Consider the following 25,331-nt stretch of genomic DNA (forward strand, 5'->3'; position numbering starts at 1 on the left):
CGCGTGGTCTTCTACTCGACGCTGATTACCTTGTCCGAGGGCTCCTTCGAGTACAGAGCGGTGATTCCGTCCGCGTACTTGCCGGCGATCGGGGCGCGCTTGAGCGACATCTTCGGTGTCAGTTCGTCGCCGCCCGGTTCCCATACCGCGCCGAGGATCGTGAAGCGCTTGATCTGCTCCACTCGCGACAGCTTGCTGTTGCCCGCCTGCACCGCGGCGCGCACTTCGTCCACGATCTCCTGGCGGGTGGCGAGTGTGGCCAGGTCGGCGTCGGTGGCGCCGAACTCCTTGGCGCGCAGGGCGGCGACATCGGGGTCGAGGACGATCAGCGCGGTGATGTAGGGCTTGGCGTCGCCGATCGCGATAGCCTGACCGATCAGCGAGGAGGCGGCCTTCATCGCGTTCTCGATATTGCTCGGGGCGATGTTCTTGCCCCCCTCGTTGATGATGAGTTCCTTCTTGCGGTCGACGATGCGGAGGTAGCCGTCGGGGTCGATGGTTCCGACGTCACCGGTGTGCAGCCAGCCGTCCGCATCGATCGCTTCGGCCGTCTTGTCGGGCATGTTGCGATAGCCGCGGGTGACGATGGGGCCACGCACCAGGACTTCACCGTCGGCGTCCAAGCGCAGTTCCATGCCGTCGACGGTGCGACCCACCGAGCCGGGGCGCGGCTTGGCCAGTTCGGTGTAGGTGCCGACGCCGGTGGTCTCGGACATGCCCCACACCTCGGTGACGGCGAAGCCGAGGCCGAGGAAGTACTCGAGGGTCTCCGGCGGCACGGGTGCGGCGCCGGAAGCCGCGACCTTCAGCTCGTCGAGTCCGAGGGCGTGCCGCAGCTTCGACAACACCAGCGTCTCGGCCACCTTGTGCTGCACGGCCAGCATCGGGCCGCGACCCTTACCCGCGAGATCGGCTCGGGCAGCGGCGATTCCGGTGCCGATGGCCCAGTTGGCGAGTGCCTTCTTGGCCGCGCTCGGTTCGGTGGCGAGCTTGTTCTCGATGCCCGTCTTGATCTTCTGCCACACCCGTGGCACGCCGAAGAACGTGGTCGGGCGGGCGTCGGGCAGCGCGGCGGCCACCTCGCGCGGGTCGGTGACGGTGGTGATCTGGATGCCGGTGGTCAGGTTGAGGGCATGTGCGGAGATGCGGTCGGCCACATGCGCGGCGGGCAGGTAGGACACCGTACGGTGGTCCATGCCCACCTGCAGCGGGCCATTGACCAGCGCGATGATCTGGGCGAGCACGTTGAGGTGGGTGATCTCCACGCCCTTGGACGGGCCGGTGGTGCCCGAGGTGTAGATCAGGGTGGCGAGATCGTCGGCGGCGACCGCGCGCCACACCGCATCGAAATCGAAGTCGTCGAGGGGGTTGGCCTCGACCTCCGCGAGCGTGATGGCGCCGGTGGCCGGACCGTCGACCACGATGGTGTGCGCGAGGTCCACGCCCGCGCCGGTCACCGCGCCGAGGAAAACCTGTTCTGTCACAACGACCTTGTTGGCCGCGTTGGTGAACACGTGCGCGATCTGGTCGGACGAACTGGTGTTGTAGACCGAGAACGGAGTCGCGCCGAGATGCAGCGCGGCGGTGTCGACCAGATTGAACTCGGGGCGGTTGGTGAGCATGATGCCGACGGTGTCGCCGGGCCCGACGCCGAGCCGGGCCAGGCCCGCGGCAATCGACTTCACACGTTCGCCGTACTCACGCCACGTGATCTCCTGGGTGCCGCCGACCGTCCGCAGCGCGACCTGCTCGGGCCGCAACGTCAGGGTCTCCTGGAACGCCTCGGGCACGGTGTAGACCGTTTTGCCCGATTCGTGCGCATATCCGATGTGTGTTGTCGTCATATCCCTGTTTCCCGATTTCTCTGGCATGAACCGGATCTCGCGGCGTCCGCACGGGTCCGGTCCCAGACCCGATATCGACAGAACGCAGCGGTGCTTCTGTCAGCTTCTCGCGAGTCGGCGCGCCAAGAGTGGCGCGGCTCACTCATCGTAGCCAGGTCCGCGGGTCATGAGGTGGCTTACGTGCGAACCTATTTCGCGTATCGGGGAATCTCGGAAGCATCCGATGAGATGCGCGAATTGCGGCAACGGCGAGCGCCGAGACCTGAAAGACTCGGCAGCACCCGGGGATTCGGGGTAGCGACGTCGGGGGCGACCGCAGGTTCGGACAGGTGGATGGCGGCTCGATCTCCGGGGCGATAGGCAACATCTGAAGGGAACTGCATGTCCACAGCAAGCGTCATCCGTCCGCTGGCGCCGAGCGAACAGATGTTCGCCTTCGGCGAGGTCTTCGTCGGGTACTCGGTTCGAGTGTCCGGTCGATTGGACTTGGCTGCGTTGTCGACGGCCTTCGACGCCGTTGTTCGCGCCTACCCCATTCTGGGCGCTCGTCTCGACGCCGCCGAGACCGGCGGGCATGTCCTGGTGGCTGCGTCGGGGGCGGCACCGGAAATCTCGGTGGTCGACGGTGATCCGGAGCAGCTGCTCACCGGCGCGAAGTTCGATCAGAGCGTAGCGGTCGGTGCGCTGTGCGTGGTCCGCGACGGCGACTCCGCGAGCGTCACGCTGGTGATCCATCACAGCGTGGCAGATGCCTACCACTCCCTTGCCATCCTGGGCGACCTGTGGGGGTTCTACGGTGCTGCCACCGAAGGCCGCCCAGTCGAAGCGCAGATCCATCCCTATCCGGAGTCGGTGGAGACACTGCTGGCCGCCCGCGGTATCCAGAAGTTCCCGAATCCGGCGGCGGCCGCACCGGCGCCGCTGCTCGTGGTCACCCCACCCCCTTCCGTTGTGCCCGCGCCGGACCATATCGACCCGGGATACCCGATGCCCCAGACGACGCGATGCCGTCTGAGCAAGGAGGCGACCGCGCGGCTGGTCGATCTCGGGCACCGCGAACAGGTGACGGTGCACGGGCTGGTATCCGCGGCGATTCTGCTGATGGAGGCCGAGATTCGGGCACTGCCGCTGACCGAGCTCCTGTACTTGTACTCTGTCGATCTACGCACCAGGGTCAGCCCACCGATCGGCCTGACCGACGGGACCGACGTCCTGGGATTCACGAACTATCTGCCAGGTGCAGAAGCGGGGACAACACTGATCGGTCTGGCCCGAGGCGTCTGCGATGCCCTGCAGGCCGCCGTGGACTCGGGATTCGTGCAGCAGACGCCACTGCAGATCCCCGATGTTGCGGCGGCGGGACCACCCAGGATTCCCGGGATGGTGATGGCGACGAACTGGGGCAGGGTGCCCCAACTGCCCGCGCAGCAGGACTTGCGTATCGACGACTTTCGCTCGATCTTCATCGCGAAGCCGGACCGAACCGGCCGCAGGCCTGCGGCCAACACCTGCATCATCAGCACCTTCGACGACCGGTTGAGCATCGAAATTCATCATCCGCCGCAGACCGCCGCGCAGGAGCAGCATCGCATCGAGTTGCTCATGACGACACTGCACACCGCCATCGAGTCCCCGCAGTGACGCGAGTATCGCCGCGCGAGTAACGAACCGGCTCGGATGCGCCATCGAATGATGCGCACCCGTGCCGATGGCCCGGGTGCGGCCGAACTCGCGCCCGCATGCGCATCGAGGGTGTGTCGGCCCCGCCTGGTAGACAGACATCGCCGTCGACGACTGAACCCGGGAGGTGGGCGAGATGCCCCGCGAGTTGGCAGACCTGCCCTACGCGAGCTACCTGAAACCGCTGGAAGGCCCACTCGAGCAGGAGGGCGACTATGACTGTGTGCAGGTGAGCGGCGCGGACATCGACGATGTCGAGGCGGGCCACGCGCGGTTCTCCGAGACGGTGTTCACCTCGCTCTCGATCAATCGCGGCAGCATGCGGTACTCGCGATTCACCGATGTGTGGGTGCGCAATGTGCGCTGGGTCGGCACGGAATTGGCCGACACCTCGTGGCAGGACGCGGAGTTGATCGAGGGCGCGATGTCCGGTGTGGACGCCGGCGGGGCCAACTTGCGACGAGTTCGGTTCGAGGGCTGTAAGTTCGACTCCGTCAACTTCCGCCGCGCCAAGTTCCGCGACGTGTCGTTCGTCGACTGCGTTGTGCGGCACACCGATTTCGGCGACGCCGAGCTGACCAATGTGACCTTCCCCGGCACGGTGGTGCAAGGACTGCTACTGAATCGCGCGCGCCTGAAGAAGTTCGACCTCCGCGACGCCGTGAGCATCGGCATCGCCGATGGCGTCGACGCGTTGCGCGGCGCGACCATCAGCAGTCGCCAACTGATGGACCTTGCCCCCGATTTCGCCCGCGCGATCGGCATCAACGTCGCCGACAGCTGACCGCGGTTCGCCTGCGACGGCAGCGGCTGAACTATCGAACGTTCGGCAGCTCTACCGCTATCGATGGGTGGCAATCGGAGACCAGCCGCGCTCCCGTGTGTGTCACCGACGGGAGGCGTCCACAGCGTCGCCGAGGAACGCGGCAGTATTCGCCGCACACCATTCGGCGAAGGTCCGAGGCGGGCGACCCAGCAGCCGCTCGACCGTGTCGGTGCGAAACCCGGTCGTATCGGCGCGCAGCAGCGCAAACCCTTCCGCGATGGCAGCGGCCAGCGCCGGGGGAGCGCCGTGCGGAAAGCGGGAACGAACAGCTTCCTCGGGTGTGTGGACCGCACGGACCTCGATGGTGCGGCCGAGCGTCGCGGTGAGAATCCGCACTTGCTCGGTGACGGTGAGTGCCTCGTCGCCGGTAAGAACGTATTCCGTATTCTCATGGCCGTTTTCGGTCAGGACGTGCGCTGCGACCGCGGCGATATCGACGGGGTCGATCGGCGCGAAGCGGCCTGGACCGACGGGGTCGAGGACGAAACCCTCGTCGCGGATGCTGTGCACCCACTCGAGCGCATTCGTCATGAAGCCGCCCGGCCGCAGGATGGTGGCAGGAATGTCACTGGCCCGGACGATTTCCTCCCGCGCGTGATGCCAACGTCCCATCGCGGGCATGGGATCGCCGAGCACATTGATGGAGGACAGGTGCACGACGTGGCGAATGCCTGCGCGTACTGCGGCCGCGATGGCGTGCGCGGTTTGCTCGGTGCCGATGCCCGGAGTGAGCAGAAAGAGTGCGTCGACGCCGTCGAAAGCGCTCGCGAGGGTGGCGGGGTCGTCGAGATCGGCGACGACGCGGGGGATGCGATCGGGCAGCCCGGCGGCGCGTGTGGGATCGCGGACCAGGATTCGGCATGCGGCGCCGCGTCCATCGAGCTCTCGGATCAGTTTTCGCCCCACATTTCCGGTACTTCCGGTTATCAGTATCATTGCTGCTCCCAGTTCATTAGCCGACTATCGACTGCTCGAACGGAACGTTAGCCGGTTAATGACTAGCCGTCAATCGACCTGTTCTGCCCGACTATGGAGACGCCATGCCCGAGTTCTTGGACCTGCACAGCAAGACGACGAAGGCGCTGCGCGCGGTGGCCGACGCGGGCATGCGGCGGCACGGACTGCACCTGGGGCAGAATCACCTGCTGGCAGCGCTGTGGGAGCGGGATGGGCAGACGCCGGGCGAATTGGCCGCCGCATTGCACGTCACGACGCCCACCGTCGTCAAAATGGCCACCAGGATGGCCGACGCCGGGCTGCTCGTCCGTCAGCGCGACGATCACGACAACCGCCTCGTGCGCCTCCGGCTCACCGACGCGGGCCATGATCTGCGGGAGCCGGTCGAGGCCGAACGACGAGCGCTGGAGGAAGCGATCACCGCTGATCTCACGGCGACCGAACGCGAGCATCTGCTGAGCGCGCTGGCGAAAATCCACCGCGCCGCAACCGATCTGCTGCGCGGTTCGGCCGAGTGAGTGACGCCGGCGCTCAATACTCCTTGCGGTGCGGAATGAACTCCAGCGTCAGCAATGCGGCCGCGGCCAGCAGGACTTCGCGCCACCGGAAGAGGGCGAAGCGCTGATCGGACAGCGCGCGGAACTTGCGCAGGAACCGATACAGCGATTCCAGTCGAATCAGTGGATCGCCCAGGTGCACGAACGCATAGATCAGCGCGGCCCCGCGAGAGCGGTCCTTGTCGGCGAACAACTCGGGGAAAGGCGCGAAGGCCAAAGAGATTCGCTGAATGCCCTGGGTGCGGGCGTAGTCGACCAGGTCGAGGACCATCCGTTCGTCCAGGCCGTTGGGGGCGTCCTTGCGCCGCCACGGGACATCGAGGCTCAGTTCGCGGCCGCGGTCGGACACGCCGTAGCGCTGGAACCCTGCGACCCGCCCGTCCGCGTCGCGGGCGATGACCACGAGCATGCCGGGGTTTCGGCCGTCCAGGAGATGATCGAGGATCATCGAGAAGCCGCGGGACTGCCTGCCGTGCTGCCATTCGTCGACGATGTCGAGCAGTTCGGCGCGCAGCGGCTCGCTCAGCGTGGCTTCGCTGACCACCTCGGTGGTCACGCCGAAGTTGTGGGTGCGGCTCACAGCTTGGCGCAGATTGCGGAACTTCCTTCCCACCATCGCGAAACTGTCCACCTCGATCACCACATCGCGCCCGACCGGGATCGCGCGCAGCCCACGATGCTCGATGGCCCGCCGCCGCCACATCCCCGCCATTTCGGGACCGGCGCCGAGCACCGCGATCCGCCAGCCGTTGTTGGCGGCGAAGTCGGAGAACTCCGAGAGCAATTCGCCGAACGCGGCACGCTCACCGATCGGATCGCCCGCCACCGCCGCGATGCCGAAGCGGGTGCGATAGGCGATCGCGGCGGAGGAATTCGCGTTGAAGAAGTAGCTCTTCGACGAATGCAGCGCGAATGCGGCGAGCGCATCGCGCTCGGTCCGCCCGACCAGTTCCGCCACCCGATACAGCTGCTGTGGCTGTGGCCTGCTCGATTGCGGCAGCATCAGAATAAGGCCGGTCGAGGCGAGGAAGACGAACCCGAATCCGGGGTGGGAGGCGCGATAGGCGGTATTGGCGGCCGCCAGCACGAACACCGCGATCGTCAGATGCGGCAAGGTGATCGGCCTGCGCAGGTGCAGGCCACGAACCACGAACAGTCCGGCGATCGACGCCGCGACAAACCAGCTGTGATCGACGCCCTCGCGGGCAGCCAGCCCCGCTTCGTACACGAGCGCCACGCTCAGCAGTAGCAATGCGGTGGTCAGGATGGGGCGGACGGCAGGTGTCGCGGTGAAGGTCGCTTGCCGGTACCCGGCAAGCGTGGTCAGGCTCCGTGCCGCTGTCTGCCGCTCCTCAGCCACGCCGGCACTCCATCCGGACGAGGTGAGTGCGCGTCCGCGGCACATTCACGAACAGGTTCCCCATATGGACCTCCTGATGATCCTGTACCGAAACCACGGTATGTCGAACATGTGAAACGATCCCGAAAATTTCTTCTCTATGGAAACGATTTTTGTTAACACCCTCCGGCGCTATTGCTCCAGCATGCGCGGTTGCGCACCCGATGGCTATGGCCGGCTGATCGAGCGAGGGTGAATGCGCTCCCTGTCCGCGGAACTGGGCCTGGGCCGAGGACGCCGTCGGTGGACGGAAGTCGCGGTCATGACGCGGCGAGCCCCGAGACGCCGTGGCGATCTCGTGTCCGAGACAGTACGAGCCGATCTATAGACAATGCTGTTCATCTACGCCTATCGTCTTGGTCCATGACGAAGTTCGGCGGCAAGTGCTGCCTGATCACCGGGGCCGCAAGTGGCTTGGGCCGCAGCATCGCGCTGGCGGTCACCGCCAAGGGCGCCTCGGTAATCCTGACCGATATCGACGACGCGGGTCTGCAGCGGACCGCGGCCGACGTGCAGTCCGCTGGTGGCACCGTGCATCTCGCGGCTCCCGCCGACGTCAGCGACTACGACGCGGTGGTCGCGCTCGCGGCCGAAGCCCATGCCGTGGTCGACAGCGTGGACATCGTGATGAATGTGGCGGGGATCGCCACCTGGGGCGCGGTGGACCGGCTCACCCACACCCAATGGCGTCGGACGATCGATATCGATTTGATGGGCCCGATCCACGTGATCGAGGAGTTCGTGCCGCGCATGATCGACGCGGGCAACGGCGGTCACCTGCTGAATGTGTCCTCGGCCGCGGGACTGTTCGGCCTGCCGTGGCATGCGCCCTACAGCGCAGGCAAATTCGGCCTGCGCGGCGTCTCGGAGGTACTGCGTTTCGATCTGCGCCGCCACGGCATCGGTGTCAGCCTCGCCGTGCCGGGTGCGATGTCGACGCCGATGGTCGACAGTGTGGACATCGCCGGTGTCGACCGCGCCGACGCCACCGTGCAGCGCGCCATCGGGATTTTCATGCGCCATGCGGTCACCCCGGAAGCCGCCGCACGGTCCATCGTGCGCGGTGTGGAGCGCAATCGGTATCTGGTCTACACCTCGCCCGACATCCGCGTCGGGCACTGGGCGCAGCGGTACTTCCCGCCCTCCTACAACCTCGCCATGCGCGGCATGAACTGGGCGATGACCCGCTACTTCGACCAGGAAGCCGCAGTCGGCGTGGCCCGGCATCATCGGCAAAACTGAACGCGCACCTCAGCCCTGGTTTTCGGTGGAGTTGAGTGCGTTGCGTAGCGCCGTGCTGCTCTGGTAGCCGACCATGGGGGCGATTTTCGTCAGGGGGAGGTTGGTGGTGCGTTGCAGGTGGCGCGCGCGTTCGGCGCGCATCCGCTGGACGAGGGTGTTGGGGGTGATGCCGAGCCGCTGGCGGATGTGGCGTTCGAGGGTGCGACGGGTAGTTCCGATGGCGGCGGCCGCGTCGGCGATGGACATCGGTTCGGCCAGGTGCAGCCGGATCCAGGTTTCGAAGTCGGTGATGAGCCGATCGACGGTGGAGAGGTAGCCGAGGGCGGATTCGACGCTCCGGGCCGGACGTTGGTCGATGAGCAGGGTCGCGGCCGTGAGATCGGCGAGTTGCGGACTGGTCCGGGACACGAGGTTGATCGCGAGGTCGATGTGGGCGAACGCGGCGCCCGCAGTGGTGATGTTGCCGTCTTGGATGACCATTCGGGTCATGTCGAGATCGACCCGCGGATAGCGGTTCTGGAACTCGGTGGCAAGCCACCAGCTGGTGGTGGCGCGGCGTCCATTGAGGATCCCGGCCTCGGCGAGTAGCAGGGTGCCGGTGCAGGCGGCGGCGAGTTGACGGCCTTCCTCGACCCAATCGCGCAGCCTGCTGCGCAGTGTTTGGATGTCGGGGCGCAGCAGGGCATCGATGACGCCGGGTGGGCTGTTGGCGCCGATGGCGGGGATGACGAGAAGGTCGAGTTCGTTCATCCTGGCGTCGTCGAAGGTGAAGTCGATCGGGACGAGCAGCCCGCCCTGAGTGGGGACGGGGGTTGGTGTTGCGGCGATCGTGTGCACGGAGATGGCCGGGATGTCACGGTCGAGGCGTACTCGTCCGGCTTCCGCAGTGCGCAAGACGTCGAGGACGGTGGTCAGTCCGGAGTCCCAACCATCGGCGATAGCGGCAACACCGAATCTCATGTCGCAAAGTGTAGCTTCTTTGTCGCAATCGTAGCTATTGCTGTCAACACCGTCGCCGTCATGACAGCACGCACAGCAATGATCGTCACCTGCGGTACCGACGCGGGCAAGGCCGACGCCTTCGCCGACATCCTCGCGCGCCCTTCCATCCATCGAAGCTGAGGACGGGACGACGGTGTGGTTGGCCGGCCGGTCGGCGACGGAACCGGCGACGTTCTTCCTCGTCGACGTGTTCGCCTCCTCCGAGGCGCAGCAGACGCACATGGCCTGCGCGGCCGCCGCGGTCACGCACTGACCAGGTGATCTTGCCTACCCGCTGCGACGTAGCGTGATCGGTATGAGTGAGCGACTGGTTGTCATCGGCGGCGACGCGGCAGGGATGTCGGCGGCGTCACAGGCGCGCAGGCTCAGAGGTCCCGACGAGCTGGAGATAGTCGTCTTCGAGCGGGGCAACTTCGCCTCCTTCTCCGCCTGCGGGATCCCGTACTGGGTGGCCGGGGATGTGGCCGAGCGCGACGAGCTGATCGCGCGCACCGCCGAGGAGCATCGATCCCGCGATATCGATCTGCGGATGCGGACCGAGGTCGTGGAGATCGACGTCGCGGGCGGCCGGGTGCGCGCCCGCGATCTCGAGTCCGGCGCTGAATCATGGGCCGGCTACGACAAACTGGTGATCGCCACCGGCGCCCGCCCGATCCGCCCGCCGCTGCCCGGCATCGACGCACCCGGGGTGCACGGTGTGCAGACCCTCGACGACGGCCAGGCACTGATCGAAACCCTCGAGCGGACCGATGGTAAGCGGGCCGTGGTGATCGGCGCGGGCTATATCGGGGTGGAGATGGCGGAGGCGTTGATCAAGCGCGACTTCGCGGTCACGATGGTCAATCGCGGCGACGAGCCGATGTCCACCCTCGACCCGGACATGGGCGCGCTGGTCCGAATCGCGATGTGCGACATGGGCGTCGAGATCGTGAGCAGCGCCGAGGTGACCGAGATCCGCACCGGCGCGGACGGTAGGGCGAGCGCGGTGGTCACCTCGGAGTGCGAGTACCCGGCCGACGTGGTTGTGCTCGGCATCGGTGTGCGTCCGGAGACCGCGTTGGCCAAGGCCGCGGGGCTGCCGCTCGGCAAGCACGGCGGCCTGCTCACCGATCTCGCGATGCGGGTGCGCGGCCACGAGAACATCTGGGCGGGCGGTGATTGCGTGGAGGTGTTCGACCTGGTGTCCGGTCGGGAACGCCATATCGCACTCGGCACACACGCCAACAAGCACGGCCAGATCATCGGGTCCGGCATCGGGGGCGGGTACGGGACTTTTCCCGGTGTCGTCGGTACCGCGGTCAGCAAGGTGTGCGATGTGGAGGTCGCGCGAACCGGCTTGCGCGAGAAAGACGCTCGCGCGGCAGGGCTGCAGTTCGTCACCGTGACGATCGAATCGACCAGTCGCTCCGGCTACTACCCGGGCGCGGCGACGATGACGGTGAAAATGATCGCCGAGCGGCGCACCGGCCGCCTACTCGGCGTGCAGATCGTCGGCCGTGAGGGGGCGGGCAAGCGCGTCGATATCGCGGCGGTCGCACTCACCGCGCAGATGACCGTCGAGCAGATGACGGCGCTGGATCTCGGCTACGCGCCGCCGTTCTCGCCGGTCTGGGACCCCGTGCTGGTGGCCGCGCGCAAGGCGGTCGCGGCCGTCCAGCAACGGGGGTAGCGCGTCAGGCCGTTCGGCGATACACCGCGACCACCGGGATCACCCGCTCGGTGTTGGCTTGGTACTCGGCGAAACCGGGCAGGATCTCCACCATCCGCGCGTACAGCTCGTCGCGTTCGGCGCCCGTCACGATCTCCGCCTTTGCCGGGTACTTCTCGGTACCGATTTCCACGGTGAGCTCGGGATTCGCGCGCAGATTGTGGTACCAGGCCGGGTGCTTGTCCGCGCCGCCGTTGGAGGCGATGATCACGACCCGCTCACCGTCGGGCAGATAGACCAGCGGGTTGAGGATCTGGCGTCCCGATTTGGCGCCGGTGGTCGTGATCAGCACCATGTGCGCCCCCTCGAACATGCCGCCGACGTTGCCGTCGTTCGCGCGAAATTCCTCGATGATCTGGGCATTGAAGTCGTTCATGTGTTCCCGTCCGTTCGGCTGCTTTTCCCGGGCCAACACCGCAGCGGCTTCGGTAATTCCAGCCCTCGACGTGACGGGCAGCGAAGTGCAACCCGCTACCGTACTATCGCGATCGAGGACACCCGCCAGTGGATGAAGGGGGGCGGTGTGGAAGTTCGCCTACCGGCGGCCATCCGCAACGGGGCACGGTGGTCGCGGCGCTTCGCCACGACGACTCCCGGCGTGATCGGCGCGGTACTGGTCGTCACCGTTGTGCTGTGCGTGTTGTCGGGTTTCGTGTCCGCGAATCAGCTGAGCGACAAGATGGTTCGCCGCGATGTCGTGCTGGAGCGGACCGAACCACTGGCCTATGCGGCGCAGAGTCTGTACGTCGCGCTTTCGGCCGCCGACGCCTCCGCGGCGGCGGCCTTCCTGTCCGGCGGTATCGAATCGCCGGAGGTGCGCGGGCGATATCAGCAGGCGCTCGCTGATGCGGCGGGCGCGCTGGCGGAAGCGACCACCGGCGCCTCCGACGCGCAGACCCGATCGATCGTCGCGCGCATCACCGCCGACCTGCCCGCCTACACGGGGCTGGTCGAGACCGCTCGCGCCAACAACCGGCAAGGCTTCCCGGTCGGCTCGGCGTATCTGCGCGAGGCATCGATGCTGATGCAGAACTCGCTGCTGCCCAATGCCGAACAACTCAGCAAGAACCGTTTCGCCGCGGTGCGAGACGATCAGAACGACATCGGGGCGCTGCCGCTGACGAGCATCGCGCTGCTGCTGGCCGTGTCGGCCGTCTGCGGCGTCGGCTCATACGTGCTGCTGCAGCGGACCAATCGGCGCATGAACCTCGGCCTCGCCGTCGCGGCGGGGGCAACGGCCGTCGTCCTGCTGTGGTCGATGGCCGCGGTCCTGGTCGCGGCGGGCGGGGTGGACACCGGTAGGTCCGGGGCAAGCACCCGATTCGAGACGCTGGCGCAGGCCAGGATTCTCGCCCAGCAGGCCCGCACCGACGAGACGCTACAGCTGATCACCCGTGGCGATATCACCGCCGGTGAAGCGGATTTCATCGAACACACCGCCGCGCTCGGTGCGCGCCTGGAGAACACGGTCGGTTCGGATTCGGCCGCGGCCGGTGCGCTGGCGAGCTGGCAAGCCGGGCACGCTCGCCAGAAGGACGCCTACGAGGCAGCCAACTATCCGGCGGCAGTCGCACAGGCCATCGGTTCCGCGCCCGAGAGCTCGGCCACACGATTCGCCGATCTCGATGCCGCACTGCGCAACGAACTCGCCGACGTGCGCAGGGAATTGCGCGACGGTGTCGATTCCGCGGGCGGGTCACTGGCGTTCAGCCCGTCGGGCACCCTGCTGCTGATGGTGTTCGCGGCGGTCGCCGTCGCCGTCGGGTTGTGGTCGCGGCTGAAGGAGTTCCTGTGAACACGAGGCTGCTGCTGACCGCGATGCTGGTCGCCATCAGTGCACTGGTGACCGCGTGCGGTTCCGGCACGAAGGTTCCCGACCCGACCAGGGTGGCGGCGGTGAACCCGCGGCCGGACCTGACCGAGATCACCACGGCGCCGGGATCGGAGGCCGACGACACCTGCAACCCCGAGGTGAGCCTGCGTCCCGGATCGCTGCCGAGACCCGGTGCGATGCCGCCGGGATCGCCCATGGCCGCCATCGTGGCGACCGGCCGCCTGCGGGTGGGCGTGGACCAGAACACCTATCTGTTCGGCTTCCGCAACCCGGCCAGCGGCCAGCTGGAAGGCTTCGACATCGATATCGCCCGGGAGATCGCCCGCGACCTGTTCGGTGACCCGGACAAGATCGAGCTGCGTTCGGTCGCCGCCGCGGACCGCATCCCGGCATTGCGCGACAAACAGGTGGACCTCATCGTGCGCACCTTCTCGGCCACCTGCGAACGCCGCAGGGATGTCGACTTCTCCGGGGTCTACTACCGTGCGGGGCAACGGATTCTCGCGCCCAAGAACTCCGGGATCAGGACCGCCGCCGACCTCGCGGACAAGGTCGTGTGCGTCACTCGCGGCACCACCGCGCCCGGTCCGCTGTTCGGCCTGCCCAAGCGACCGACCATCATGGGCGCAGGCAACTGGACCGATTGCCTTGCCGCACTGCAACAGGGCAATGTGGACGCCATCAGCGGCGACGATCCGATCCTGTTCGGACTGGTCGCGCAGGATCGCAATCTGGAGGTCGTCGGGGCGGAAATCGGTACCGGCGCGTACGCGGTCGGTATCGCCCAGGGCAACCCCGACCTGGTCCGCTTCGTCAACGGTGTCCTCGAGCGGCTCCGTAACGATGGCACGTGGCAGCGCCTCTACAACGCCAGGCTCAGCGCCCTCGGCCCGTCCTCCGGCCCGCCCACGCCCCGGTACACCGAGTGAGTGCGGCGACCATGCAGCCGCTCAGCGTAGCCGAGATCGATCGCGAATTGGCCGCCCGCGCAGCCGAACTCGATGTCATCACCGCCACCCTGCTGGAACTGGACAAGCATCCCGGACACACGCTGCTGCGCCGCTTCCCGCCGACCGGGCACACCGAGCAGCGGTGGCAGGCGGTGGGCGATGCGCTCGCCTTGATGTGGGAGGACTACGGCAGGCTGCGCTCGATGCTGGATTCGGCGCGGACCGTGCGCGGCAGCCGAGCCCGGCTCGACGACAGCGAACGTCTCGAGGTGACCAGGCTGCTGCGTGGGCGACCCTACGAGGCGTCACGCACGCCGATACCGATGGCGCAACGTTCGCTGACCGGTCCCAGCGAACAGGTGCTGTTCGTCGGGCTCGCCGATACCGTAGACCGCATGCGGGCCACCTTCCCGGAGATCGCCGAATTCTTCGACGCGGTCGATGCGGTGAACACCCGGATCACGTCGGGCCTCGCGCCGCTGCGAGAGGAGTTGGACAAGGCGGGGGGAGCGGCGATCGCCGAGCTGGGTGTGATCGAACACGGCATCGCCGCCCTGCTGAGTCGCTCGGCCACCGACCCGCTCGCGCTGACCACGCCCGAGATCGACGCGCGCATTGCCGAATTGAGCGACATGCTCCGCAACCACGCCACCGTCCTCGCCGAGCTCGCCGCGATGGCGGCGAATTGGCCGACGGCCATCACGCAGACGCGTAGCCGGTGGGACACACTGCGCGAGGCCCGGGAGCGCGCCGCCCACGCCAGGGCCGAAGTCGAGCGCACGATTCTGTCGGGACCGCTGCCTGCGCCCGTCGACAACACCGCGACCCTCGGTGCGCAACTGGAGGCATTGTCGGCGAATCCCGGTGCGGCTGCGGCGCTGCTGGCGCTGCGCCGCCGGATTGCCGAGGCCATCGCCGCCGCGGGCACCGCCGAACAACTGGCGCAAGGCCTGCTCGACCGGCGCGCCGAACTGCGCGGGCGGCTGGCCGCCTACCAAGCCAAGGCGGCTCGGCTCGGAGTCGGCGAGGATCGAGATCTGTTGTCCGCCTCACAGATCGCCGCGGGACTGTTGTCCCGCAAGCCGTGCGACTTGGCGGCGGTCACCCGGGCGGTCGCCGATTACCAGCAGCTCATCGGTGAGAAATCGGGGAGGCGACCATGATCTGTCAGGAGCCGGGGTGCGGCGGGGTCATCGAAGACGGATACTGCGCGGTGTGCGGGACAGCGCCCGCCGAGGCGACTTCCGGCTCGGCGTCGGAAAGCGTAGTGTCCGTGCCGAATCCGGTATCCATCGAGGGCGATGCGTGCGTGGAGTCCGACTGCTCCGGCACGATTGTCGACGGCTACTGCGACGAATGCGGCACCGCGCCGGCTGTGCGCACGACCTCGGCGCGTTCCGTCTCGACCGGCACCAACCGATCGTCGGGACGCTCGGTGCGCACCGGCCGGTCCACGTCGTCGAAGGCCAGTGCGCGTGGACGACTCGGTGCGGGCATGGTCGAGGTACCGCGGGTGCCACGCATCGATCCGGCCACCGCGATCATGACGGTCCCCGAGGTCGCCGAGTCGAAGCGGTTCTGCGGCAAGTGCGAACGAGCCGTCGGCCGCGGCCGCGACGGAGTGCCCGGCCGCACCGAGGGCTTCTGCCCGCACTGCGGTACGCGGTTCTCCTTCACTCCCACACTGTCCGAGGGCGATCTGGTCGGCGGGCAATACGAGGTGGCGGGCTGTCTCGCACACGGTGGGCTCGGCTGGATCTATCTGGCGACCGACCGCAATGTCAGCGACCGCTGGGTAGTCCTGAAAGGCTTGCTGAATTCCGGCGACGTCGACGCGATGGCGGCGGCTATGGCCGAGAAGCGGTTCCTCGCCGAGGTCGAGCACCCAAGCATCGTCAAGATTCACAACTTCGTCGAACACACCGGACCTGATGGCATCGCCGTCGGCTACATCGTCATGGAGTATGTCGGCGGCACCTCGCTCAAGCAGATCCTGCGCCGCCGCCGGGACACCGAAGGCAGCTACCTGCCGCCTGCCCAGGCGATCGCCTACATCCTGGAGATGCTGCCCGCACTGGGCTACCTGCATTCGCTGGGCCTTGCCTACTGTGATTTCAAGCCCGACAATGTGATGCAGACCGATGAGCAGCTCAAGCTCATCGACCTCGGCGCCGTGATCGCGATGGACGATCAGGACAGCAATATCTACGGCACCATCGGATACCAGGCCCCCGAGATCGCCGAGTCCGGACCGACGGTCGCCACCGAGGTGTACACAGTGGGGCGCACCCTCGCCGTGCTGGTGATGAACGTGCCGCAGCGGGGCGGGCACTTCGGCGAATTGCCAGGACCGGCCACCGAACCGCTACTGGCGAAATACGATTCGCTGCACCGGTTCCTGTTGCGCGCCACCGACGCCGAGCCGGAAGCCAGATTCACCTCGATGGAGGAGATGGCAGACCAGCTCACCGGTGTGCTGCGCGAGGTGCTCAGCACCAACGACGGGGTGCCGCGACCGGGCATGTCGGCGTATTTCGGGCCGCCGCGCGCGGTGTTCGGCGTCGGCGCGGACGCCGTGTCGGCACCGGGCACAGTCGTTGCGGCGCTGCCGATTCCGCTGGTCGATCCCGGCGACAGCGGCGCCGCGCTCCTGGCCACGACAACCGGCAGCACGCCAGCGGAATTGGCGAGCGCCTTCGAGGCGGGGTTGCGGTCGGTCGTCACCAAGCGCGGTGAGTCGGTGGAGATCCCGCTGCGGCTGGTGCGCGCGGCACTCGAGGTGGGAGATTCGGCCGAGGCCGAACGACGACTGGACGGCCTTGCCGAAACCCTGCCCGGCGATTGGCGTTTGGCCTGGTATCGCGGACAAGCGCGGCTGCTCGCCGAGGATTTCGACACAGCCCGTGCGGAATTCGATGCCGTGTACGCCGCGCTGCCTGGTGAGGCCGCACCGAAACTGGCATTGGCGGCCGTCGCCGAACTAGCCGGTGCCGAGGCGGCGACCCGGGAGGCATCGCGCTATTACGACACGGTGTGGCGCACTGATCGCTCGTTTGCCAGTGCCGTGTTCGGCCTTGCCCGCCTGCGTCGGGCTCGCGGCGACCGCGAGGGCGCGGTGGCCGTGCTCGACCAGGTGGACGCAGCATCAGCGCTGTACTCCGAGGCTCGGATCGCGGCGGTGGAAGCAATGCTGACCGGTCGTGCGGCGGCCGAGCTATCCGAATCGCTGCTGCGGGACGCGGGCGCTCGGGTCGAGCTGCTGCGGCTGGACTCCAAACGCCGTGGGGCGCAGATTCGGATGCGGGTGCTCGACGCCGCGCTGGCCTGGCTGGGTGCGGGCAAGGTGGCATCGGCGCATGAATCGCTGCTCGGCGCGCGCCTGGACCAGGACGGTGTGCGCATCGGACTGGAGCGGTGTTATCGCGACCTTGCTCGCGAAACAGACGACATGTGGACGCGTTTCGAGCTGGTGGATCGGGCCAACCGGATCCGGCCGAGGACGACGTTGTGAGCGAGCGTAAGGAGCGAACCATAGATACAGTGCCCGCGGGTGGAGTCGTGAACGCAGGCAGGCAGGCCGCCGCAGCGGCCACGTGCCCGGGATGCGCCGCGAGTGTCACTGCGGCCGACCGCTATTGCGAAGCCTGCGGTCGTGAGCTCGGTGCGCTGATCGCCCATGGGCTGCGCCGGGTCGCCCTGCCGCAGCCCGACCCAGACGCGGCAGCGACATGCGACGGCTGCGGCGGGCTCCGTTACGACGCCGACGGCTACTGCCGCGACTGCGGGCAGCTGCGTCCCGAACCGGACCGGTGCGAGGCGGATCTGGGTGCGGTGTGCGTGGTGACCGACCGCGGTATCGCGCACGCGCGCAACGAGGATGCGGTCGCCGCCGCCGTCGTAGCGGGCCGAACCCCGTGGCAGCGTGCCTCGACGGTGCTCGTCGTCTGCGACGGGGTGTCGACGTCGGAGGATCCGCAGGTGGCATCGGGCGCCGCGGCACGGGCCGGTGTGGATGCCGCCGTCGCCGCATTGGGCGAATCGCGCTCAGCCGAGGATGCGGTGATGGCCGGGCTCGCGGCCGCGGCCACGGCTGTGCGCGATATCGGTGAGCACGACGGGCATGCCCCCTCGTGCACCTATGTCTCGGCCATCGTGCGTTTGCTCGGCGACGGCGCGGCGGAGATCACTGTCGCGAATGTCGGTGACAGCCGCGCCTATTGGTTGCGTGCGCGCGATCCGCAGGCCCGAGATGCCGCGCCGTCCCAGCGACTGTCCTCCGACGATTCCTGGGCACAGGCTCTCGTCGACGCCGGCGCCATGGACGAAGCGGCCGCTATGAAGGACCCGCGCGCCCACACTCTGCTGCGCTGGCTCGGCGCGGACAGCGATCCGAAACCGTGGTCGGACTCGTGCGTGCGGACCTTGCGCACCACCGGCCCCGGCACCCTGTTGCTGTGCAGCGACGGGCTGTGGAACTACCAGTCCGATCCCGAGGCGCTGGCGGGCATGGCCACCACCCCCGCCACCCCGCTGCTCGCCGCGCGCGAGCTCGTCGACTTCGCGTTGCGCTCCGGCGGCAGCGACAACATCACCGTTGCGCTTGTGCCCGTCGGGCTACCCGGCAAGCCAGGAGAAGTGTAGTGAGTTCTGTTGACGGCAACGGTATTTCGGTAGCGATCGACCAGAACGAGTATCTGGCCGAGGGGGCGGGCACGGTAGACGCCGTCGTCACCGTCGAGACCGGGGCGGATTTCGTGGCCGCAGGGCCGCCGCCGGACCGGGTGGAGATCCTCATCATCGACAGTTCCGGGTCGATGGGCACGGCGCGGAAATTCGACGAAGCGCGCAAAGCTACGCTCGCGGCGTTGGATGTGCTGCCCGACGGGGCCAAATTCGCTATCGTGCAGGGCACCTCGATGGCGCGCCTGGTGTTCCCCACCGATACGCCGTCGGTGCTCGCCAGCCGGGAGAGCCGGGTCGCAGCGCGCCGCCACCTCGACAAACTGCGGCCCACCGGCGGCACCGCGATGGGCACCTGGCTCGGACTGACCCGGCAGCTGGCGACCATGCATCCCGGCGCACTGGTGCATGCGATTCTGCTGACCGACGGCAAGAACGAACATGAGGAGCCCGAGGCGCTCGCCGCCGAGATCCGGCAGTCAGAAGGAATGTTCACCTGCGACTGCCGTGGTGTCGGAACCGACTGGCGGGTGGACGAATTGCGCGCCATCGCCTCGGCGCTGCACGGGACCGTCGACATCGTCGCCGACCCAGCCCACCTGGCCGCCGACTTCGCCGCCATGACGCAGTCCGCGATGACCAAGGCGATCCCGGAGCTGACGCTGCGGGTCTGGACGCCTGCGGGCGCGGTGGTGCAGTTCGTCAAACAGGTCGCACCGACCATCGAGGACCTGACTGCGCGTCGTGCCGAATCCGGTGCGCAGGTGGGGGAGTACCCGCTCGGCGCGTGGGGTGCGGAGGATCGCGACTATCACGTGCAGGTGCGGGTGGAACCCGCCGCGCCCGGCCGGGAGAAGCTGGCGGCCAGGATCAGTGTCGTCGCGGGTGCGGAGGTGGTCGGTCAAGGGCTCGTCCGCGCGGTGTGGACCACCGAAACGGAGCTGTCGGCCCGAATCAGCAGGCGGGTAGCGCATTACACGGGCCAGGCCGAGCTCGCACAGGTCGTCCAGGAGGGGCTGACCGCCCGCAAGAACGGCGACGTGGACACCGCGACGGCCAAGCTGCGCAGGGCGGTGCAGTTGGCCGCGGAATCCGGCAACGAGGGGACGGCCAAGCTGTTGCGCGGAGTCGTCGAGGTAGACGAACACAACGGGACGGTGCGATTGCGCGCCACAGTCGAAGCCGCCGATGAGATGGCGCTGGACGCGCGCTCGACCAAGACGGCACGGGTGCGGAAGGAAGCGTGATGGTCTGTCCGGAAGGCCATCACTCCGTCGCCATCGACTACTGCGATGTCTGTGGCTCGCCGCTGGCCGAGCTCGCGGCAGTCATGCCCGCGCCGGCCACGGCATGCCCGTACTGCGGTGTGCCGATCAGCGGCCGATTCTGCGAGGTGTGCGGACATGATTCGGCGCTGCCCGCTCCGGTTCCGGCCGCCCCCGCGCGGCCGGAACCGATAGTCGCCGAATCCGCTCCATCGACCCCGCCCACCCGAATCTCGAGGGTGGTGGCATGGGTCGCGACGATCACCGCTGATCGTGACTTCTATGACCGAGTGGTCGCCCGCGACGGTCCCGACGCCGATCAGGTCGGTTTTCCCGCGTTCTACCCGGAGCGCCGAATTACTCTGCGCGAGGGCGATATCCTGATCGGCAAACGCAGCGTCTCACAGGGCCTCGAACCCCACATCGATCTGGGTATCGCGCCCGCCGACGTCGGCATCTCCCGTGCGCACGCCATGATCCATGTCGCCGCCGAGGGCCTCAGCATCACCGACCTCGGCTCCACCAACGGCACCAGCCTCAACGGCAGCGACGAGTTGATCACGCCCGAGATGGCAGTCCCGTTGCGCAGCGGCGACCGTATCCATCTCGGCGGTTGGACCACGATCACGGTGTCCGCCGAACCTGCGTAAGGACGATCAGCCGTGCACGTTCAACGGAGCAGAGGGCGGGAATGCCACCGGCAGTGCCGTCAAAGCGCGGTGGAAAGGTCCCGGCCGCCAGACCGGTTCTCCGGTCGGGAGGTCCAGCCGCATCTCGGGCAGCGCATCGAGAAGCTGATCGATGGCATCCTGGGCAATCAGGTAGGCCGAGGATTGTGCCGGGCAGGCGTGCGGGCCGACGCCCCATGCCAGATGGGCGCGATTACCGGCCAGATCCTCGGTCCGGATCGCGGGGTCGTTGTTGCACGCGGCCATGCTGATGACGACCGGCTGATGCGCGGGCAGCCAGACATCGTCGACGAGGATCGGCTGACGGGGGTAGCTGATCAGGAGGTTCGCCAGTGGCGGGTCGTTGAACAAGACCTCGTCCAGGGCTTCGCGGGAGGATAGGTTCCCGCCCATGACACTGCCACCGAACCGATCGTCGCTGAGGATCACCAGCAGGGTGTTGACGATCAAGTTCAGCAGGAACTCGATCCCCGTGCCGTATACCTGTGCGACGTGGTTGACCACCTCCATTTCATCCAGTTCGGACGGATGCTGTAGCAGCACCGTGGTGATGTCGTCCGCTGGTTCGGCCCGTTTGAGTGCCACCAGCTCCAGCAGCGCCTCGAAAAGTATCTTGTTGCCGTTTTCGGCATCGACACCCTCGACGATCGCGGCCGTACCGGCGGCGACTCGCTGCCCTATCTCCGGGGGGCAGCCGAGCAATGTATTGATGACCTCGAAGAGCAGCGGGAACACGTACTGGCTGATCAGATCGGCAGAACCGTCCTGGCAGAAGGTATTGACCAGCGGAATAGCGATCTTCTCCACGATGTCGTGGAGGGCATACAGATCAATCGCGTCGAGGCTTGCGGTACTGGCCTGCCGGTAGCGCGCGAAGTCGAGTCCGGTGTTTCTACTCGCGAGCGGCCGCCACCCCAACAGCGGCAGGACAGGGCAGTCCGTGGGGATGTTCTTCTGCCAAGTGCGCGGATCGGCGGGGAAGTGCTCAGGATCGTTGAGGATCCGCACCGCGGTGCTGTAGCCGATCACCAATGTGGCGGGCACGCCGGGTGCGAGCGTCACGGGAGCCAAAGAGCCGTACTGTCTACGCATTTCCTGGTAGAAGTGGTGCGGATCGGCGGCGAATTCCGGCGTATGCAGCGGCACTCGCGGGTCGTCGGAATCCATCGGTGAGCCGTGGTAGACCGGGCAGGATTGGGCGGGTATTTGGGACGGCGGCGTACTCAAGAATGGAACTCCATACGAATCGTGTGCACTGCGGGTGGGGTAGCACGGATTCCGTGCCGAGGCGCAGCTCCGGGGAGTGCGTTACCTGATTCCGGCCGGAACCGGTTGTGGGGCATAGCATCGGGGTACTGGTCTTGGCAGTGACCGAACCACGCGGAGGTTCGTCAGATGCCTAGGGCGCCCAGCGAATCGTGATCATCGAGGGCGGTGGTGATTCGCTTCAACAGGGTCAAACAGGTTTCATCCGTCTGCATCTTGGGTTGATATGCCGCTCGGCCGATCGTGAATGCCCATGCCGCGTAGGCGAACATGGACTGCTGCCGATAGGCTAGCCAGGCGTCGTCGAAGGACGGCACCTCGCCGCCTGCGCTACCGAGCTCGTCCAGGTAGATCTCCAGCAGTTCGCGGTCCCAAGCGCGCCGGTCGTCGGGCTCGCATCCCGAATTGACGGTATACGCGAAGTCATGCGCCCAGCCGCCCTGCATCACTACCTGCCAGTCGGCGTACCCCATGCGTCCGTCGCTGGTCACGTAGGTTTGCCCGATGTGCGGGTCGCCGTGCAGCAAGGTCGGGGGCATGTCTTTGGTCGCGATATCGAGTGCCCGCTCGACACCGGCCCACAGCCGGTCGCTCTGACCGTAAAGTGTCGCGGGGATAACCTCTTTGGCCCGCTCCATGCCGACCTCGCAGCGCTTCTTCATATCGATCGCGGAGCGGACGGCGTCGAGCATGTCGTTCGGGGTCTTGAGGACCGCGATCGACGGATGCTTCCAGAAGGTGCCGTGGAGGCGGGCGAGATTGCGCACCAGATCTTCGATCTGGTCGCGGGCGATCGGGGCATTCGGCTCGATGAACACCGCGCCACGAGTCGCGGCGATGTCCTCCATGAGCGCGATCGACCGCCACGACGACGGATCGTAGGCGCCCCAATAGCCGATCGGAGCCTCTATTTCGACATCGGGACGCAAGTCCATGAAGAAGTGGGTTTCGCCGTCGATCATTTTCGCCCCGCCGAGCAGTATGCGCTGGCTGAGGGAGGTGGTGGTCTTCGCGAACAGCTCGGTCGGCAATCCGGCCTGCTGGCCCGCCTCGTTGTAGTCGACGCGAATCGCAACCCGCGTGGACGTGCCGTGACTGCCGTTGGATGTGCTGAACGAGAGCACCTCGGCATCGGCGACGTCGCGACACAGGACAGCCGTCAGCCAGCCGACGGTGATCGCGTCGCCGGAGATGGGGACGTCATCGACGCTCCGTGCTTTCGGCCGGGTGATCTTCTCCAGCAGTACATGACCACCGACTGTGGCGACCCGCCCGAGCAACCAGAGCTTGTGGTTCAATCGTTTGCCTCGATTCCGGAGTGTAGTGAAATATCTTGAGCAACTATCCCGTTCACAAACACGTGCCGTAGGACAGTACCCGATGCGTTCGGATCGTGTTGTACGACAACAATTTCGCTGATTGCGATGTGACTGCGACTGCCAGCGGTTTTCGGGTGATTCGTATGCGCCCGTGTCGAGCTCGAGGTACGGGGAGCGACTGGCCCTGCATGGCGGTTCGCATGGTCTCCCACCAGCGCGGTTGTCCGCGATGTCAGCGGATCGTCTCGGCCGTCTCGGGCTCGAACTGCCGAGGCGGCCACGGTCGGAGTTGCTGCTCGAGCTCGCCGACATATGGGCCGGACGACCGGCGTCTCCCCGGGCGGAGTCCCGATCATTCCGCATCTAACGGCCCGATGTGCGGCGGCGAGATTCGTCGAGCCGGGTCTTTGGGAAGCAAACTATGGGCATCTCTACAAGGAAGCTGGATTTGAAGGGGGATTTTGCGGCAAATTGTAGAACCCGTTGAATGGTCCGTTGACTAGCGGTACATTCGGGATCGATCCGAATGTTCGGGGTGAAGGGCTTCCCACCATGATCACAGTTCGTCCCGGTGAAGACTCGCAGGCGAAAGGTCCGTTGCGGACCGAAGATGTTGGCTACCACAAGAGCCTCCGACCACGCCAAGTGCAGATGATCGCCATCGGCGGCGTTATCGGCACCGGTCTCTTCCTCGGTGCGGGAAGCCGTCTTGCGAATGCAGGCCCTGGTTTGTTCATCGTGTACGCAGTGTGCGGAATATTCACTTTCTTCATTCTGCGTGCCCTCGGTGAACTGGTGATGCACCGCCCTTCATCGGGGTCGTTCGTGTCGTATGCGCGTGAGTTCTTCGGTGAGAAGTACGCATTCGGCATCGGCTGGATGTACTTCTTCCACTGGTGTATGACCGGAATTGTCGACATCACTGCTATTGCCACCTACTTCCACTACTGGCGAGCCTTCCAGGGCGTTCCGCAATGGGTGATCGCCCTCATCGCGTTGGCGCTGGTGCTGAGCATCAACATGGTCTCGGTGCGATGGTTCGGCGAGCTGGAGTTCTGGGTCGCGCTGGTGAAAGTTGTTGCGCTGGTGGCATTCCTGCTGGCGGGAACGGTCTTTCTGGTCGGCCGGTTCCGGATTCAGGGCCGGGAAACCGGTGTCAGCGTGGTCGAGCACAGCGGTGGATTGTTTCCTACCGGCATCCTTCCGCTCGTAATGGTCACCACCGGTGTAGTTTTCGCCTATGCCGGGGTGGAACTGGTCGGGACGGCGGCGGGGGAGGCCAAGGACACGGCCAAGATCATGCCGCGCGCGATCAACTCGATCATCGCCCGCATATCGGTGTTCTACGTAGGATCGTTGATCCTGCTTGCCCTACTGTTGCCGTACACCAGTTTCAAGGCCGGTGAGAGCCCCTTTGTGACCTTCTTCTCGAACCTCGGCCTCGGCGGCGCCGCGGCGCTGATGAATGTCGTGGTGCTGACAGCGGCATTCTCCAGCCTCACCGCCGGCTTCTACTCGACCGGCAGGATCCTGCGGTCGATGTCGACGAATGGCAGCGCGCCCGCCATCATGTTCCGGATGTCGACCAGGGGCGTGCCCTTCGTCGGGATTCTGGCGGCTGGTGCGATCGCGCTGTTCGGAGTCGCGCTCAACGCCGTCGTGCCGGAGAAGGCATTCGAGATCGTGCTGAACGTATCGGCTTTGGGCACCATCACATGCTGGTCGGTGATCGTGCTCAGCCAGCTGCAGCTGTGGCGCTGGTCGCGCACCGGCCGGGCCGTGCGTCCTGCGTTCCGGCTTCCTGGGTCCCCATACACCGGTATTGCCACCCTGCTGTTCCTTGCCGGAGTTGTGGCCCTGATGGCGACCAACGATGACGAGGTTCAACGATGGGCAGTGCTCACCACCGTGGTCGTCATGGTTCCTGCCCTCGTCGTCGGCTGGTTCGTGGCCCGTAGGAAGGTCGCGAGCGTCGCGAGGCTCCGAATGGGATTCATCGCGCTGCTTCCTGCGGTCGCCGAGATGGGGTCGGTCGGCTACGAGGATGGCCAGCACCGGAACGCAATTCGGCCCTCGACAGCTATCTCTGACCGGGACATCTTGTGAAAGGCAC

At 66.7% G+C, this 25,331-nt stretch carries 20 protein-coding genes; 13 read left to right on the forward strand and 7 right to left on the reverse strand.

Annotated elements, in window-relative coordinates; genetic code table 11:
- Positions 1-11: 11 nt before the first annotated feature.
- Complete coding sequence (locus ACFU4Z_RS19055; protein ID WP_379064659.1) at positions 12-1,844, reverse strand: AMP-dependent synthetase/ligase; 1,833 nt, start codon at positions 1,842-1,844, stop codon at positions 12-14.
- Between the two features lie 381 nt (positions 1,845-2,225).
- Between ACFU4Z_RS19055 and ACFU4Z_RS19060 the strand changes: the two genes are divergently transcribed.
- Positions 2,226-3,485, forward strand: a complete 1,260-nt coding sequence (locus ACFU4Z_RS19060) for a hypothetical protein (protein WP_379064661.1) — start codon at positions 2,226-2,228, stop codon at positions 3,483-3,485.
- Between the two features lie 175 nt (positions 3,486-3,660).
- Positions 3,661-4,308, forward strand: a complete 648-nt coding sequence (locus tag ACFU4Z_RS19065; protein WP_379064663.1) for a pentapeptide repeat-containing protein — start codon at positions 3,661-3,663, stop codon at positions 4,306-4,308.
- A 102-nt stretch (positions 4,309-4,410) separates the two neighbouring features.
- Here ACFU4Z_RS19065 and ACFU4Z_RS19070 read toward each other — a convergent pair whose 3' ends face one another.
- Positions 4,411-5,286, reverse strand: coding sequence for an NAD(P)H-binding protein (locus ACFU4Z_RS19070; protein WP_379064665.1), 876 nt, complete (start codon positions 5,284-5,286; stop codon positions 4,411-4,413).
- A gap of 104 nt (positions 5,287-5,390) precedes the next feature.
- On the opposite strand from ACFU4Z_RS19070, the gene ACFU4Z_RS19075 reads away from it, so the two are divergent.
- Positions 5,391-5,825 carry a MarR family winged helix-turn-helix transcriptional regulator gene (locus tag ACFU4Z_RS19075; RefSeq protein WP_379064667.1) on the forward strand — a complete coding sequence of 145 codons (435 nt, stop codon included), beginning with the start codon at positions 5,391-5,393 and terminating at the stop codon, positions 5,823-5,825.
- Between the two features lie 13 nt (positions 5,826-5,838).
- Here the strand turns inward: ACFU4Z_RS19075 and ACFU4Z_RS19080 are convergent, their stop codons facing one another.
- Positions 5,839-7,224 (reverse strand): bifunctional lysylphosphatidylglycerol flippase/synthetase MprF, encoded by a 1,386-nt coding sequence (locus ACFU4Z_RS19080; protein WP_379064669.1) that lies wholly within the window; start codon positions 7,222-7,224, stop codon positions 5,839-5,841.
- 402 nt (positions 7,225-7,626) lie between these two features.
- Between ACFU4Z_RS19080 and ACFU4Z_RS19085 the strand changes: the two genes are divergently transcribed.
- Entirely contained in the window at positions 7,627-8,505 is an 879-nt protein-coding gene (locus tag ACFU4Z_RS19085) for an SDR family oxidoreductase (protein ID WP_379064671.1), read from the forward strand.
- A 9-nt stretch (positions 8,506-8,514) separates the two neighbouring features.
- Here the strand turns inward: ACFU4Z_RS19085 and ACFU4Z_RS19090 are convergent, their stop codons facing one another.
- Positions 8,515-9,465 carry a GlxA family transcriptional regulator gene (locus tag ACFU4Z_RS19090; protein WP_379064674.1) on the reverse strand — a complete coding sequence of 317 codons (951 nt, stop codon included), beginning with the start codon at positions 9,463-9,465 and terminating at the stop codon, positions 8,515-8,517.
- A gap of 337 nt (positions 9,466-9,802) precedes the next feature.
- On the opposite strand from ACFU4Z_RS19090, the gene ACFU4Z_RS19095 reads away from it, so the two are divergent.
- Entirely contained in the window at positions 9,803-11,176 is a 1,374-nt protein-coding gene (locus ACFU4Z_RS19095) for an FAD-dependent oxidoreductase (RefSeq protein WP_379064676.1), read from the forward strand.
- Between the two features lie 4 nt (positions 11,177-11,180).
- Here ACFU4Z_RS19095 and ACFU4Z_RS19100 read toward each other — a convergent pair whose 3' ends face one another.
- Positions 11,181-11,591 (reverse strand): nitroreductase family deazaflavin-dependent oxidoreductase, encoded by a 411-nt coding sequence (locus tag ACFU4Z_RS19100; protein ID WP_379064678.1) that lies wholly within the window; start codon positions 11,589-11,591, stop codon positions 11,181-11,183.
- Between the two features lie 147 nt (positions 11,592-11,738).
- Here ACFU4Z_RS19100 and ACFU4Z_RS19105 point away from each other — a divergent pair, with 147 nt between their 5' ends.
- The 7 genes from ACFU4Z_RS19105 to ACFU4Z_RS19135 are packed head-to-tail and all read left to right on the forward strand — an operon-like array spanning position 11,739 to position 20,594.
- A complete protein-coding gene (locus ACFU4Z_RS19105) occupies positions 11,739-13,010 on the forward strand; it encodes a hypothetical protein (protein ID WP_379064680.1) in 1,272 nt (423 codons plus the stop codon).
- Entirely contained in the window at positions 13,007-13,978 is a 972-nt protein-coding gene (locus ACFU4Z_RS19110) for a glutamate ABC transporter substrate-binding protein (protein WP_379064682.1), read from the forward strand. The genes ACFU4Z_RS19105 and ACFU4Z_RS19110 overlap by 4 nt, the downstream gene beginning before the upstream one ends.
- Positions 13,975-15,162 (forward strand): hypothetical protein, encoded by a 1,188-nt coding sequence (locus tag ACFU4Z_RS19115; protein WP_379064684.1) that lies wholly within the window; start codon positions 13,975-13,977, stop codon positions 15,160-15,162. The genes ACFU4Z_RS19110 and ACFU4Z_RS19115 overlap by 4 nt, the downstream gene beginning before the upstream one ends.
- Positions 15,159-17,510, forward strand: coding sequence for a tetratricopeptide repeat protein (locus tag ACFU4Z_RS19120; protein WP_379064686.1), 2,352 nt, complete (start codon positions 15,159-15,161; stop codon positions 17,508-17,510). Before ACFU4Z_RS19115 ends, ACFU4Z_RS19120 begins: the two co-directional genes overlap by 4 nt.
- Positions 17,507-18,640: a PP2C family protein-serine/threonine phosphatase gene (locus tag ACFU4Z_RS19125; protein ID WP_379064688.1), complete on the forward strand. Its 1,134-nt coding sequence runs from the start codon at positions 17,507-17,509 to the stop codon at positions 18,638-18,640. Before ACFU4Z_RS19120 ends, ACFU4Z_RS19125 begins: the two co-directional genes overlap by 4 nt.
- A complete protein-coding gene (locus ACFU4Z_RS19130) occupies positions 18,640-19,926 on the forward strand; it encodes a VWA domain-containing protein (protein WP_379064690.1) in 1,287 nt (428 codons plus the stop codon). The genes ACFU4Z_RS19125 and ACFU4Z_RS19130 overlap by 1 nt, the downstream gene beginning before the upstream one ends.
- Positions 19,926-20,594 (forward strand): FHA domain-containing protein, encoded by a 669-nt coding sequence (locus ACFU4Z_RS19135; protein ID WP_379064692.1) that lies wholly within the window; start codon positions 19,926-19,928, stop codon positions 20,592-20,594. The genes ACFU4Z_RS19130 and ACFU4Z_RS19135 overlap by 1 nt, the downstream gene beginning before the upstream one ends.
- Positions 20,595-20,600: 6 nt before the next feature.
- On the opposite strand, the gene ACFU4Z_RS19140 is transcribed toward ACFU4Z_RS19135, so the two are convergent.
- Positions 20,601-21,860: a cytochrome P450 gene (locus tag ACFU4Z_RS19140; RefSeq protein ID WP_379064694.1), complete on the reverse strand. Its 1,260-nt coding sequence runs from the start codon at positions 21,858-21,860 to the stop codon at positions 20,601-20,603.
- Positions 21,861-22,024: 164 nt separating this feature from the next.
- Positions 22,025-23,197, reverse strand: coding sequence for a phosphotransferase (locus ACFU4Z_RS19145; RefSeq protein WP_379064696.1), 1,173 nt, complete (start codon positions 23,195-23,197; stop codon positions 22,025-22,027).
- Positions 23,198-23,770: 573 nt separating this feature from the next.
- Between ACFU4Z_RS19145 and ACFU4Z_RS19150 the strand changes: the two genes are divergently transcribed.
- Complete coding sequence (locus ACFU4Z_RS19150) at positions 23,771-25,324, forward strand: amino acid permease (protein ID WP_379064698.1); 1,554 nt, start codon at positions 23,771-23,773, stop codon at positions 25,322-25,324.
- Positions 25,325-25,331: the final 7 nt, after the last annotated feature.

Source organism: Nocardia sp. NPDC057440, from assembly GCF_042802915.1.
Taxonomy (GTDB): Bacteria; Actinomycetota; Actinomycetes; order Mycobacteriales; family Mycobacteriaceae; genus Nocardia.